This window comes from Mycobacterium florentinum (assembly GCF_010730355.1).
Lineage (GTDB): Bacteria > Actinomycetota > Actinomycetes > Mycobacteriales > Mycobacteriaceae > Mycobacterium > Mycobacterium florentinum.
The window spans coordinates 2,468,616-2,481,567 of sequence record NZ_AP022576.1; the positions used below are offsets into that span (position 1 = coordinate 2,468,616).

Genomic DNA, 12,952 nt, shown 5'->3' on the forward strand with positions numbered 1-12,952 from the left:
CTTACTCGTAGATCCCTTCGAGGTACCACCGTCGCTGGCGATAGCACAGCAGCAATGCCCGCTCACTTTCCAGCAACACCTGGGCGCGGGCGCTGCGGCCCGCCGATCGGTCCGGATCCCACCACCGCTCGTCGACCGGCCACGGTCCGGTCCACCAGCGCAACGGGTCGTCCTGGCCGCGGGCGACCAGGCGCGCCGGATCGGCGGAGAACAACCCCCGGCTGGTCACTCGTATCGAATTTCCTTGGGCATCAAGCAATTCCACCGGATCGTCGAGCAATACCGCCGGCGAGGGGTCTGGCAGCCGGCCGGGCCACGGCAACCCCGGGTCGGCATGCGGCACCGGCTCGTCGCCCAGCGGAGTCAACGTGATGCGTTCGGCCGGCCCGCGGCCTCCGGACAGCACCGGCACCCGCACCGCTTCCGGGCCGAGCAGGCCCTGCACCCGCACCAGGGCGCGGCGGGCCCGCAGCCTGTCCTCCTCACCGAGGCCGCCCCATAACGGCAGCTGCAGCGCCTCGGCCGACACCACCTCCACCGCCTGCAGCCGCAGCACTGTCACCGGCGCCGTCGGGCGGGGGTTGCGGGCGGTCCGGTTGCTCAACCACCCGTCCAGTTGCCAGCGCACCCGATCGGCGGTGGCGTCCTCGGTCAACGGCTCAGCGCATCGCCATACCCGGTTCAGTTCTTCGCCGTTGGCGGTGACGGCGTGAATGGACAGCCGGGTGCATCCCACTCCGGCGGACATCAGCATCTGGTGCAGCGTGCCGGCCAGCGAGCGCCCGGCGAATGCCGCGGCGTCGACCCGGTCGATCGGCGGATCGCAGTCCAGCACCGCCTCGAGTTCGCCCGGCGGCTCGCGCCCGTACGGTCCCCGCTCGGGTTCGCCGCGGGCGAACCGGTGCGCGCTGCGCCCGTCGGCGCCGAACCGGGAAGCCACGTCGGTCGCCGACAGCGCGGCGAACTGACCGATGGTGCGAATCCCTAACCTCCACAACAGATCCGTGAGCTCCTCTCGCCCCGGACCGGACAGGCTCGGCTCGGTGGCCAGCTGCCGGATCGACAGCACCGACAGAAACTTCGCATCGCCGCCGGGCTCCACGACACGACCCGCCCGGGCGGCGAAGACCGCGGTGGACAGCTGGTCGGCGATCCCGACCTGGCACTCGGCGCCGGCTGCGGCCACCGCGTCGATCAGCCGTTCGGCGGCGTGGGCTTCAGACCCGAAATAGCGGGCCGCTCCGCGCACCGGCAACACCAGGAGGCCGGGCCGCAGCACCTCGGCGCGGGGCACCAGATCGTCGACCGCCGCTATTACCACCTCGAAGAAGCGGGCGTCGCGGTCGGCGTCGGCGGTGGCGACATGCAGTTGCGGGCAACGGGCCGCCGCCTCCCGGCGTCGCAACCCTCGCCGCACTCCGGCCGCACGCGCGGCCGACGAGCAGGCGATCACCCGGTTGGCCAGGGTGACCGCGATCGGGGTCGTCGTGGATTGGCCCGCTGCCGCCGCCGCCGCGACCGCGGGCCAGTCCATGCACCAAATGGCCAGCACCCGAGAGGACACCGAACTCACCCGGTTCGCGTTCGGCCGATCACCCGTCTCCCCGCGCACACCCCGCTGACCTGCAGCCGCACTCCGCTGATTCGCCCGAATCCGCAGACCGGGGTGTCCCGGTTACCCGCCGTGATCTCGTAGCCGCAGACCCGGGCGGCAAGCCGCGTCGGTGCCCCTTGCCAGTCGCCGTCGGTGACCAGCAGGGTGCAGCCCTTGATGCGGGCGCGAGCCACCACTGCCCGCGCCCGGGTCAGCGGCACCCGGCGCCCACCCAGACCGAGCACCACCAGATCCATGCCGTCGACGAGCACCGCGGCCACCTCCACCGGATCGGTCCCGGGATCCGGTATCACCGCGAGCCGGCTCAGATCCGCTCCCATCTCCACCGCGGCCAGCAGCCCGATATCCGGCTGACCGACGATGGCCGCGTTTCCCCCGGCCGCCGTCACCGCGGCGACCATGCTCAGCAGCAGCGATCGCGCCCCGGACAGCACCGCCACCGACCCCCGGGGCAGCTGTGTGGGTAGCGCCTCGGCCAGCCACCGCGGGACCGGCAGTTGGGCTTCCGTTTCCGGCAGCAGGTCCTCGTCGGCGGCGACGGGCCTCCCGGGCGATTTTCCGGACAACACCGCAATCTGGCGGCGTAGCGATTCGAGCTGTTCCGCACGATCCGGGTCGGAGGCGACAGCCGCCGTCATATAGCCTCCTACCAGCGGTTCCATGTCATTGTTCGAAAATATGTTCGAAGTAAACACCCACCCTCCGACAACCGTCAAGAAACGGGAGAGGCTGCTTTATGCGGTCGGTGCTGTTGTGGCTCCTGGTGCTTTTTTGTGGCGCGATCGTGACGCCCGCGCCGGCTCGAAGCGATTGCCAACCGGCCGAGTTCTTCCTCGCCGACAACGCCGATGCCCTGTTCGAGCCGCAGGCCGACCTGACGATCGCCCTCAACGGTGTCGCGGTCACGGGTTCGACGCCACTGGACGGGGTGTACTGGTCCCACGCGCGGCAGCGGATCACCGTGGAGCGTTCGCGCGAATTCCATCTGTGCGGCGCCGAGCCCGCCCTGCACGCCGCCGCCGAGGCACTGCGCCGCCAGTTCGACCAGGAATCGGTGCTGTCCTTCGACTACCTGCCACCGCACGCGGCGGCGCAGAACGCGATCATCATCACCGTGCCGGATGTCGACATCGAGCGCCTCGGCACCGCGCTGGCCGCCGATCTCCCGGCCTGCACCCGGCTGCGCGGCGGCTCCGTCACCGCGACCGACCACACCCTGATCCTGATTGCCACAAACGGCGATCGCGATATGGCCCGCCGGCTCGTCACCGAGGCCGGCGGCAACTGGCAAGCTGCCGAAATTGCTTATGGCAGAAGCGAATTCGTGGAGTAGTTATGGCAGTGTTGCCTCGGGCGTGAAACTAATTTCACATTCGCGCTCGAGCGTGAAGCTAACTTCACGCTCGGCGCGGGGCGCGCTAAACGCTATTCCCACTCGATGGTGCCGGGCGGCTTGCTGGTGATGTCCAGCACCACGCGGTTGACCTCGCGGACCTCGTTGGTGATCCGGGTCGAGATGCGTTCCAGCACCTCGTAGGGCACCCGGGTCCAGTCGGCGGTCATAGCGTCCTCGCTGGACACCGGCCGCAGCACGATCGGGTGCCCGTAGGTGCGCCCGTCGCCCTGCACGCCGACCGAGCGCACGTCGCCCAGCAGCACCACCGGGCACTGCCAGATGATGCTGTCCAGACCCGCGGCGGTCAGCTCCTCGCGGGCGATCGAGTCGGCACGCCGCAGCGTGTCCAGCCGCGACGCGGTGACCTCGCCGACGATCCGGATGCCCAGTCCCGGGCCCGGAAACGGCTGGCGCGCAACGATTTCCTCCGGCAGACCGAGTTCTCGCCCGACGGCGCGCACCTCGTCCTTGAACAGCAGCCGCAGCGGCTCGACGAGCTTGAACTTCAGGTCGTCGGGCAGACCGCCGACGTTGTGGTGGCTCTTGATGTTGGCGGTCCCGCTGCCGCCACCGGACTCCACCACGTCCGGATACAGCGTGCCCTGCACCAGGAAGTCGACGCCGGATCCGTCCTCGCCCACAATGTCTCGCACCGCGCCCTCGAAGGCCCGGATGAACTGGCGGCCGATGATCTTGCGCTTGCCCTCGGGGTTGGTGACACCTGCCAGCGCGTCGAGGAAGGTATCGGCCGCGTCGACGGTGACCAGGTTGGCGCCGGTGGCGGCGACGAAATCGCGCTGCACCTGTGCGCGCTCACCGGCGCGCAACAGCCCGTGGTCGACGAACACACAGGTCAGCCGGTCGCCGATGGCGCGCTGCACCAGCGCCGCGGCCACCGCGGAGTCCACCCCGCCGGACAGCCCGCAGATCGCATGGCCGTCGCCGATCTGCGCCCGCACCTGTTCGGTCAGCGCCTCGGCGATGTTGGCGGCCGTCCATTCCGCGCCGAGCCCGGCGAAGTCGTGCAGAAAGCGGCTGAGCACCTGCTGCCCGTGCGGGCTGTGCATCACCTCGGGGTGGTACTGCACGCCGGCCAGGCGCCGGGCCCGGTTCTCGAAGCCGGCGACCGCCGCACCCGGGCTGCTGGCCACCACGTCGAACCCCTCGGGCGCCGCGGTGACCGCGTCACCGTGGCTCATCCAGACCGGCTGGGCCTCGGGCAGGCCCGAATGTAATTCGCCGCCAAGCACTTTCAGCTCGGTCCGCCCGTATTCGCTGGTGCCGGTGTGAGCGACGGTGCCGCCCAGCGCCTGCGCCATCGCCTGAAACCCGTAGCAGATGCCGAACACCGGCACGCCGAGGTCGAACACCGCGGGATCCAGCTGTGGGGCGCCTTCGGCGTACACACTGGCCGGTCCGCCGGAGAGCACCAGCGCCACCGGATCCTTGGCCTTGATCTCGTCGATCGAGGCGGTGTGCGGGATGACCTCCGAAAAGACCCGCGCTTCCCGGACGCGACGGGCGATCAACTGCGCATACTGCGCGCCGAAATCGACCACCAGTACCGGTCGGGTCGCAGGTCCAACCGGGTCGAGGTCAGCAGGTTCAGCCACGGGCACGAGTCTAGTGGGGTCCGTCAGCCGTCCCCATTCGTTACCGGCCCGGGCCCTCGTCACAACAGGTTGGTCGGTTGTGCAATGCCGAATCGGCTGTTGGCGTAGCCCTTCAGGGCCGCCGGGCTGAAGTACGCGTGCTGGCCGAGGGTGTGCAGATCCCGGAAGCAGCGTTGCAGGGGGTGACTCGCGTGCACCGCGCCCGCACCGGTCAGGCCGAAGGCCGTATCGACCGCGTGACGTGACGCGCGCATCGCCTGTTGAGCGGCAAGCCGGAAGCCGGCGCGCTGCTGCAGCGAGGGCGGATCGCCGGCGCAGGCGGTTTCCCACAGGGCATTGGCTTCATCGAGCACGAAGGCGCGCGCAGACCTCAAACCCGCTTCGGCGCCGGCGAACTCGACCTGGGCAGCGGGATCCTTCGCGAGCGGCTCGGACGCCATGACGCGCAGCTTCGTCGTCGCGAAATCGGCGAATTCGTCAAGCGCGCGTCGCGCGATCCCGAGCGGGACACCGACCATACCGATCCCGGCGAGCGTGAAGAACGGAATCCGCCACAACGGGCCGTCGTGGCGGGCCGCCTGGAAGAACGGGCTGATGGTGTGTTCCTCGGCGACTTTGACACCGCGGGCGGCCACCTCGTTGCTGCCGGTGGCGCGCAACCCCAGGACGTCCCAATTGTCGACGATCTCGGTGTCGGCGCGCGGGAAGAACGCCAGGCGCTGGTCGGGTCCCTGGTCGGGGATCGTGCGCGGCGCATCGCCGTCGAAGACGAAGATCCCGCCCAGTATCCATTCGGCGTGGCGGCAACCACTGGCAAACGGCCACCGCCCGTCGACGTCGAACCGGCCGCCACCGTCCGGGACGGCACGACCGGTGGGCGCAAAGATCGTGGCCGACAAAAAGTCGGCGTCTGAACCGAATAGCGCTGTGGCGACCGAGGGTTCGAGCCAGGCGGTGAACGCCGGGGCACCGCCGCCGATGGCAGCGACCCAGCCGGTGGAACCGTCGGCACGCGCCAGTTCCTCGATCATCTGGATGTTCTCGGCCGGGGCCATTTCGAATCCGCCGAGCGAGCGCGGTTGTGACGCGCGGAAGATGCCGGCCGCGCGCAGGCGCTCGACCAGACCGAGCGGCAGTGTCCCGAGCGCCTCGGCGGCGTCGGCGCGCCGGGTGATCTCGGGTGCCAGTGCGCGCGCTACCGCGATGGAATTGTCGCCGTTCGACAGGCTGACGGCGGGGCATGTTGCACTTGTCATGTCACGTTCCCTACTTTAATACAGTAACTAGTATTCAATATAGGAGCATGTACTCAATTATGGGATCCGTCAACAGCCGCCCCCCGCGCCGATACGACTCGACCCGGCGGCGCCAACAGGCCCAGCACAACCGGGATGCGGTACTCGCGGCCGCCCGGCAGCGGTTCCTGGCCCAGGGCTACGCGGCGACGACGATCGCCGAGATCGCGCGGGACGCGTCCGTATCGGCCGAAACGGTGTACAAGACGTTTGCCACCAAGGCCGGCGTGCTCAAAGCGCTCTTCGATGTGTCCGTCGCCGGCGACGACGAGCCGATTCCGATGCTCCAGCGAGACGTGATCCAGAACGTGGCCAAGGAGACCGACGCGGCTCGCAAGCTGGAAATGTATGCCGAGCACCTGGCCGCCATCATGCCGCGCAGCGCTCCGGTCCAGCTGCTCGCGCGCGATGGCGCCGCGTCGTCGCCGGACGCCGGTGAGGTCTGGAAGCAGATCCGGCAGGAAACGCTGGCCGGCATGACGATGTTCGCGTCCGATCTCGCCGGGACGGGACAGCTACGAGTCGGGGCCAAACAAGCGCGCGACATCCTGTGGACCTATCACGCACCCGAGCTCTACGAGCTTCTGGTGCTCGAACGCGGTTGGCCGGCCGGCCGCTACGGCAAGTTCCTCGCCCAGGCCCTCATCGACGCCCTGCTCAAGACCCGGGACTGAGACCTAGAGCGAAAAGCTGGCACGCACCGCGTCGACGGCCGCCGAATCGCCCGTGACGGTGATGCGCCGCAACGCCGCCTTCTGCTTGGCTTCGCTCGCGCCCAGGCGGGCGGTCACCAGATCCGCGGCGCCCGCGGTGATCGTCACCGACGGCTCGCCGTGAGCACCCGCCAGGCGACCCTGCGTGACCGCGAAGTCGAAACGCCGGCCGTCGATCTCGGCCCGGCAGGTCGTCTCTAAGCCCGCCGCCTTGCCCGAGTCGAAGCCCAGCAGGATGCCGGCCAGGAACCCGCTCAGCGGCGTCACCGGGCCGTCGTCGATCGGATCCAGCCGGTCCAGGCCGAACCACGCGATGCTCTGAATGATCGGCAGCACCCGCTGCCAGCCCAGGTCGCTGAGCGTGTAGACGGTGCGCCCGATCGGCGCCGGCAGGTCGGTCCGGTCGATGAGCCCGGCGTCTTGCAGTTCCTTGAGGCGCTCGGCGAGCAGATTGGTTGCGATGCCGGGCAGTTCGGCGCGCAGGTCCCCGTAGCGGCGCGGCCCCCCGATCAATTCGCGCAGGATCAGCAGCGTCCAGCGTTCGCCCAAGACGTCGAGCCCACGCGCGATCGGGCAGTTCTGGTTGTAGTTGCGTGTCCGCACCACCCCACCGTACCAGCGGTAGACATCTTTTTCCATCTGTTGGTTGATTTATTTGTCTATTAGATTTACTGTCTTGTCCATGCGGAAAAACCTGGCGCTCACCGTCATCTGTCTCGGCGTCTTCGTCATCAGCGTCGACGCCACCATCGTCAACGTCGCCCTGCCCACGCTGTCGCGCGAACTCGACGCCGACACCTCGCAACTGCAATGGATCGTCGACGCCTACACCCTGGTGATGTCCGGGCTGCTGCTGTCGGCCGGCAGCTTCAGCGACCGCTACGGCAGACGGGGCTGGCTCAATGCCGGCCTCGTGCTGTTCGCGATCACGTCAGGGCTTGCGGCGCAGGCGAATTCAGCGGATCAGCTGATTGCGGCGCGTGCCGCCATGGGGGTGGGCGCGGCGGTGATCTTCCCGACCACGCTGGGCCTGATCACCAACATCTTCACCGACCCGGTCCCCCGCGCCAAGGCGATCGGGCTGTGGGCGGCGATGGTCGGGGTCGGGGTGGCCGTGGGGCCGATCAGCGGCGGCTGGCTGCTCGAGCATTTCTGGTGGGGCGCCATCTTCATGGTGAACATCCCGATCGCGGTGGTGGCCATCGTCGGCGGCATCTTGTTCGTGCCGACCTCCCGCGACCCCGCGGCACCACGCGTCGACGTTCCCGGGTTGGTCCTATCGGCGGCCGGCGTCACCGCGCTGGTCTACACCGTGATCGAGGCGCCGTCGTGGGGTTGGACCAGCACCCGTGCCGCGGTCGGATTCACCACGGCCGCCGCCCTTCTCGTCGGGTTCGCGCTGTGGGAGCGACGCAGCACCCACCCCATGCTCGACGTCACGGTCTTCGCGAACCGCCGGTTCTCCGGTGGCAGCCTGGCGGTGACCGCCGGCTTTCTGACCTTGTTCGGCTTCATCTTCGTCATCACCCAGTACTTCCAATTCATCAAGGAGTACAGCGCATTTGGCAGCGGCGTGCGGTTGCTGCCGGTGGCGATCTCCATCGCGGTGGCCAGCATCCTGGGGCCGCGACTGGTGGAGTGGATCGGCACGACCGCCGTCGTCGCCGGAGGACTGGCCGTGTTCGCGGCGGGCCTGGCCTGGGCATCGACCGCCGACGCCGCGACCAGCTACGCCGAGATCGCGGCGCAGATGCTGTTGCTCGGCGGCGGCCTGGGACTGACGTTTTCACCGGCCACCGAATCGATCATGGGATCGCTGTCGGCCGACAAGGCCGGAATCGGCTCGGCCGTCAACGACACCACGCGTGAGCTCGGCGGCACCCTGGGAGTTGCCATCGTGGGCAGCGTCTTCGCCTCGGTCTACGCCGCCCACCTGCGCGCCGCACCCGCGCTGGCCGCATTGCCGGCCGACGTCAGCACGGCGATGCGGAACTCAATGGCAGTGGCGCACAAGGTGATCGAACAGCTTCCCGCGGAGCACGCGGGCCCGGTGCGCGACGCCGTCAACCGCGCGTTCCTGGACGGCTTGCAAGCGGGTTCGCTGGTATGCGCGGGAATCGCGCTGGCCGCGGCGATCATCGTCGCCGGGCTGCTGCCGGCACGTGAGTTGGAAACGGCACGTCAGTTGGAAAGGGAAACAGCATGACCGCGAACGGAACTCAGTATTCGACCGGCCTGTCTCGGCATAACATCGAGCAGGCGTTGATCTCCGCCGGAAAGAACCTCGACCAGCTGGTGCCCGCCGACCTGGGCCTGCTGGAGGATTTCCACACCATGGGCCGCATCGCGACCGCCCAGCTGGTGGACCTCGCCGGGATCACGAGTGAGAGCAAGGTGCTGGACGCGGGCAGCGGGGTCGGCGGCACCGCGCGCTATGTCGCCGACCGCTTCGGCTGCACCGTCACCGCGGTCGACCTCACCGACGAATACTGCGACACGCACCGCTGGCTCAATCGACTCGTCGGGCTCGACGACCTCATCTCGGTCCACCAGGGCGACGTCACCCGAATCCCCTTCGCCGATGCCGGCTTCGACGTCGCCATCAGCCAGCACGTTCAGATGAACGTCGCCGACAAGGCGGGCCTGTACTCCGAAGCGCGCCGGGTGCTGGTCGACGGGGGACGTCTTGTCTTGTGGGACATCACCATTGGCGACGGTCGCGAACTCTCCTATCCCCTGCCATGGGCCGATCAACCCGCACACAGCCAGCTGGTCGGCCCCGACGACTTGCGCTCGGTGATCGAGTCGTCCGGATTCGTCGTCGAACAGTGGAACGATCTCACCGACCAGGCGGGCGCAATCATGCAAGCCCTGCTGGCCCGGCCCGCCAACCCGCTGGGCCTGCACGCCTTCGTGGCCAACTTCGCGCGCAAAGCCGAAAACCTGGCCGGCGCCTTGTCGGACGGACGGCTGCGGGTCATCCAGGGCGTCGCACGAGCCCGAGCGGGCTCGAACGTGGCAACGGGTTTGCCCGGCTGATCGGAACCGCCGTCCGCGCTCCCGGTATCGGACCGATCTTCGCCCGGCCGACATGGTTCGCGGCGGCGGGCGCGTCGCGAGAATGTGAGTTCGCTGGCGACCTGCGGGCAAGCATGGTGGAGTGGTATCGCCCGACTACTCCGACAGTGAGGATCCTCTGTGCTGGGTCTGCCCGAGAAGGTGCGTGCCTGTCTGTTCGACCTCGACGGCGTGCTCACCGATACCGCAAGCGTGCACACCAAGGCCTGGAAGGCCATGTTCGACGCTTACCTGTCCCAGCGAGCCGAGCGCACCGGGGAGCCGTTCGTTCCCTTCGATGCCGCCGCGGACTACCGGACCTACGTCGACGGCAAGAAGCGGGAGGACGGGGTCCGCTCGTTCCTGCACAGCCGGGGCATCGAACTGCCCGACGGCGATCACGACGACTCCGGCGCCGCCGAGACCGTTTACGGCCTGGGCAACCGCAAGAACGAGATGTTCCAAAAGGTGCTCGACCGAGACGGCGTCGAGGTGTTCGACGGCTCGCGGCGCTACCTGGAGGCGGCCTCGGCCGCGGGCCTGGGCATCGCCGTGGTGTCCTCGAGCGCCAACACCCGCGAGGTGCTCGAGATCACCGGGCTGGAACGGTTCGTCCAGCGACGCGTGGACGGCGTGACACTGCGCGAGGAACACATCAAAGGCAAACCCGCGCCCGATTCCTATCTGCGGGGCGCCCAGCTGCTCGACGTCACCCCGGACGCGGCCGCCGTCTTCGAGGACGCCCTGTCGGGGGTGGCGGCCGGTCATGCCGGTAACTTCGGCTACGTGGTAGGTGTTGACCGAGTAGGCCAGGCCGAAGATCTCCTCAAGAACGGCGCCGACATCGTGGTGACCGACCTCGCAGAATTGCTGGACGCATGATCAGCCAGGACGCCTTCCCGGTCGAACCATGGGTGGTCCGCGAGACGCGGCTCGACCTGAACCTGATAGCCCAGTCCGAATCGCTGTTCGCGTTGTCCAACGGGCACATCGGGCTACGCGGCAACCTCGACGAGGGCGAACCCTACGGCCTGCCGGGCACGTACTTGAACTCGTTCTACGAGATCCGGCCGCTGCCCTACGCCGAGGCCGGCTACGGCTATCCGGAGGCGGGTCAGACCGTCGTCGACGTGACCAACGGCAAGATCATTCGCCTGTTCGTCGAGGACGAACCGTTCGACGTCCGGTACGGCGAACTCCTCTCGCATGAGCGCGTTCTCGACATGAAGGCCGGGACGCTGACCCGCAACGCGCACTGGCGCTCGCCGGTCGGCAAGGAAGTCAGGGTCACCTCCACCCGGCTGGTCTCGCTGGCCCACCGCAGTGTCGCCGCCATCGAGTACTGCGTGGAGGCGGTCAACGAGTTCGTCCGCGTCACGGTGCAGTCGGAGCTGGTCACCAACGAGGACCAGCCGACGACGTCGGCCGACCCCCGGGTGGCGGCCATCCTGGAAAACCCGCTGGAGGCCGTCGAACACGACGAGACCGACTGCGGCGCCCTCCTGATGCACCGCACCCGGGCAAGCCAGCTGATGATGGCCGCGGGGATGGATCACATCGTCGAGGTTCCCGGGCGGGTCGAGGTCACCAACGACGCGCGTGCCGACCTGGCGCGCACCACCGTGATCTGTGGGCTGCGTCCCGGCCAGAAGCTGCGCATCGTCAAATATCTCGCGTACGGCTGGTCCAGCCAGCGCTCGCGGCCAGCGCTGCGCGACCAGGTCGCCGCCGCGCTGCACAGCGCCCGCTACAGCGGGTGGGACGGGCTGGTGAAGGCGCAACGGGAGTTCCTCGACGACTTCTGGGCCAACGCGGACGTGGAGGTCGAAGGCGACTCCGAATCCCAGCAGGCCGTGCGGTTCGGGCTGTTCCACCTGGTGCAGGCCAGCGCCCGGGCCGAACGCCGCGCCATCCCCAGCAAAGGGCTGACCGGAACGGGCTACGACGGCCACGCCTTCTGGGACACCGAGGGTTTCGTGCTCCCGGTGCTGACGTACACGCTGCCGCACGCCGTCGCCGACTCGCTGAGATGGCGGGCGTCGACGATGGATCTGGCCCGGGACCGGGCGAAGGAACTCGGCCTCGAGGGCGTCAGCTTCCCGTGGCGGACCATCCGGGGTCAGGAGTGTTCCGGCTACTGGCCGGCCGGCACCGCGGCCTTCCACATCAACGCCGACATCGCGATGGCCTTCGAGCGCTATCGCGTCGTCACCGGCGACCAGTCGCTGGAGGCGGACTGCGGCCTGAACGTGCTCGTCGAGACGGCCCGGCTGTGGATGTCGCTGGGGCATCACGACCGCCACGGCGTCTGGCACCTCGAGGGCGTCACGGGCCCCGACGAGTACACCGCGATCGTGCGCGACAACGTCTTCACGAATCTGATGGCCGCACACAATCTGGTCGTCGCCGCCGATGCCTGCAACCGTCACCCCGAGGCGGCCGAGGCGATGGGCGTCACCCACGAGGAGACGGCCTCCTGGCGCGACGCGGCCGACGCCGTCAGCATCCCCTACGACGAGGAGCTGGGCGTCCACCAGCAGTGCGAAGGCTTCACCAAGTTCGCCGAGTGGGATTTCGAGAACCGGCACAAATATCCCCTGCTGCTACACGAGCCGTATGTGCGCCTCTACCCGGCGCAGGTGATCAAGCAGGCCGACCTGGTGCTCGCGATGCAGTGGCAGAGCCACGCGTTCACGCCGGAACAGAAGGCCCGCAACGTTGATTACTACGAGCGGCGCACGGTCCGCGACTCGTCGCTGTCGGCGTGCTGTCAGGCCGTAATGTGCGCCGAGGTAGGGCATCTCGAGCTCGCGCACGACTACGCCTACGAGGCCGCGCTGATCGATCTGCGCGACCTGCACTCCAACACCCGCGACGGTTTGCATATGGCATCACTGGCCGGCGCCTGGATGGCGATCGTCGCGGGCTTCGGCGGCCTGCGCGACGACGACGGCATCCTCGAGATCGACCCAGCCCTGCCCGACGGCATCACGCGGCTTCGATTCCGGGTGCGGTGGCGCGATTTTCGGCTGATGGTCGACGCCAACCACAACGACGTCACCTACACCCTGAGCGACGGGGACAGCGGTGAGCTGGCCATCCGGCACGCCGGCGACGAACTCCTGCTCAAGACGGATGCACCCAAGACGATCGCGGTCCGTCAGCGCAAGCCACTGCTGCCACCGCCGCCGCAACCGCCCGGCTGCGAGCCCACGCACCGGCGTGCGCAGGCCCACCAGCTCGGGAGCAAGTAACCCCGGGCG

At 68.7% G+C, this 12,952-nt stretch carries 10 protein-coding genes and 1 pseudogene; 6 read left to right on the forward strand and 5 right to left on the reverse strand.

All coding sequences use genetic code 11. The features are described 5' to 3' along the window. Position 1 precedes the first annotated feature (1 nt). A complete protein-coding gene (locus tag G6N55_RS11510) occupies positions 2–1,534 on the reverse strand; it encodes a DNA polymerase Y family protein (protein ID WP_085219672.1) in 1,533 nt (510 codons plus the stop codon). A 35-nt stretch (positions 1,535–1,569) separates the two neighbouring features. Beyond that, positions 1,570–2,253, reverse strand: coding sequence for a hypothetical protein (locus G6N55_RS11515; protein WP_085219697.1), 684 nt, complete (start codon positions 2,251–2,253; stop codon positions 1,570–1,572). Between the two features lie 98 nt (positions 2,254–2,351). On the opposite strand from G6N55_RS11515, the gene G6N55_RS11520 reads away from it, so the two are divergent. Further along, on the forward strand, positions 2,352–2,948 hold the full coding sequence (locus G6N55_RS11520; protein ID WP_085219670.1) for a hypothetical protein: 597 nt from the start codon (positions 2,352–2,354) through the stop codon (positions 2,946–2,948). A gap of 92 nt (positions 2,949–3,040) precedes the next feature. Here G6N55_RS11520 and guaA read toward each other — a convergent pair whose 3' ends face one another. Both guaA and G6N55_RS11530 read right to left on the reverse strand, forming a co-directional pair. Beyond that, entirely contained in the window at positions 3,041–4,624 is a 1,584-nt protein-coding gene (guaA, locus tag G6N55_RS11525; protein ID WP_085219695.1) for a glutamine-hydrolyzing GMP synthase, read from the reverse strand. Positions 4,625–4,683: 59 nt separating this feature from the next. Further along, the gene (locus G6N55_RS11530; RefSeq protein WP_085219668.1) at positions 4,684–5,880 is read right to left on the reverse strand and encodes an acyl-CoA dehydrogenase family protein; all 1,197 of its coding nucleotides are present in this window, start codon (positions 5,878–5,880) and stop codon (positions 4,684–4,686) included. Between the two features lie 47 nt (positions 5,881–5,927). Here G6N55_RS11530 and G6N55_RS11535 point away from each other — a divergent pair, with 47 nt between their 5' ends. After that, positions 5,928–6,593: a TetR/AcrR family transcriptional regulator gene (locus tag G6N55_RS11535; RefSeq protein WP_197747396.1), complete on the forward strand. Its 666-nt coding sequence runs from the start codon at positions 5,928–5,930 to the stop codon at positions 6,591–6,593. A 3-nt stretch (positions 6,594–6,596) separates the two neighbouring features. On the opposite strand, the gene G6N55_RS11540 is transcribed toward G6N55_RS11535, so the two are convergent. Then, positions 6,597–7,235: a winged helix-turn-helix transcriptional regulator gene (locus tag G6N55_RS11540; protein WP_139826641.1), complete on the reverse strand. Its 639-nt coding sequence runs from the start codon at positions 7,233–7,235 to the stop codon at positions 6,597–6,599. 79 nt (positions 7,236–7,314) lie between these two features. On the opposite strand from G6N55_RS11540, the gene G6N55_RS11545 reads away from it, so the two are divergent. The 4 genes and pseudogenes from G6N55_RS11545 to G6N55_RS11560 all read left to right on the forward strand — a co-directional run bounded on the left by G6N55_RS11545 (position 7,315) and on the right by G6N55_RS11560 (position 12,943). Continuing rightward, positions 7,315–8,838 carry an MFS transporter gene (locus tag G6N55_RS11545; protein WP_085219662.1) on the forward strand — a complete coding sequence of 508 codons (1,524 nt, stop codon included), beginning with the start codon at positions 7,315–7,317 and terminating at the stop codon, positions 8,836–8,838. Beyond that, a complete protein-coding gene (locus G6N55_RS11550; RefSeq protein ID WP_085219660.1) occupies positions 8,835–9,671 on the forward strand; it encodes a class I SAM-dependent methyltransferase in 837 nt (278 codons plus the stop codon). The genes G6N55_RS11545 and G6N55_RS11550 overlap by 4 nt, the downstream gene beginning before the upstream one ends. A gap of 113 nt (positions 9,672–9,784) precedes the next feature. Next, a pseudogene (locus G6N55_RS11555) lies at positions 9,785–10,571 on the forward strand (beta-phosphoglucomutase family hydrolase). Further along, positions 10,568–12,943, forward strand: a complete 2,376-nt coding sequence (locus tag G6N55_RS11560; RefSeq protein WP_085219656.1) for a glycoside hydrolase family 65 protein — start codon at positions 10,568–10,570, stop codon at positions 12,941–12,943. The pseudogene G6N55_RS11555 and the gene G6N55_RS11560 overlap by 4 nt, the downstream one beginning before the upstream one ends. Positions 12,944–12,952 lie beyond the last annotated feature (9 nt).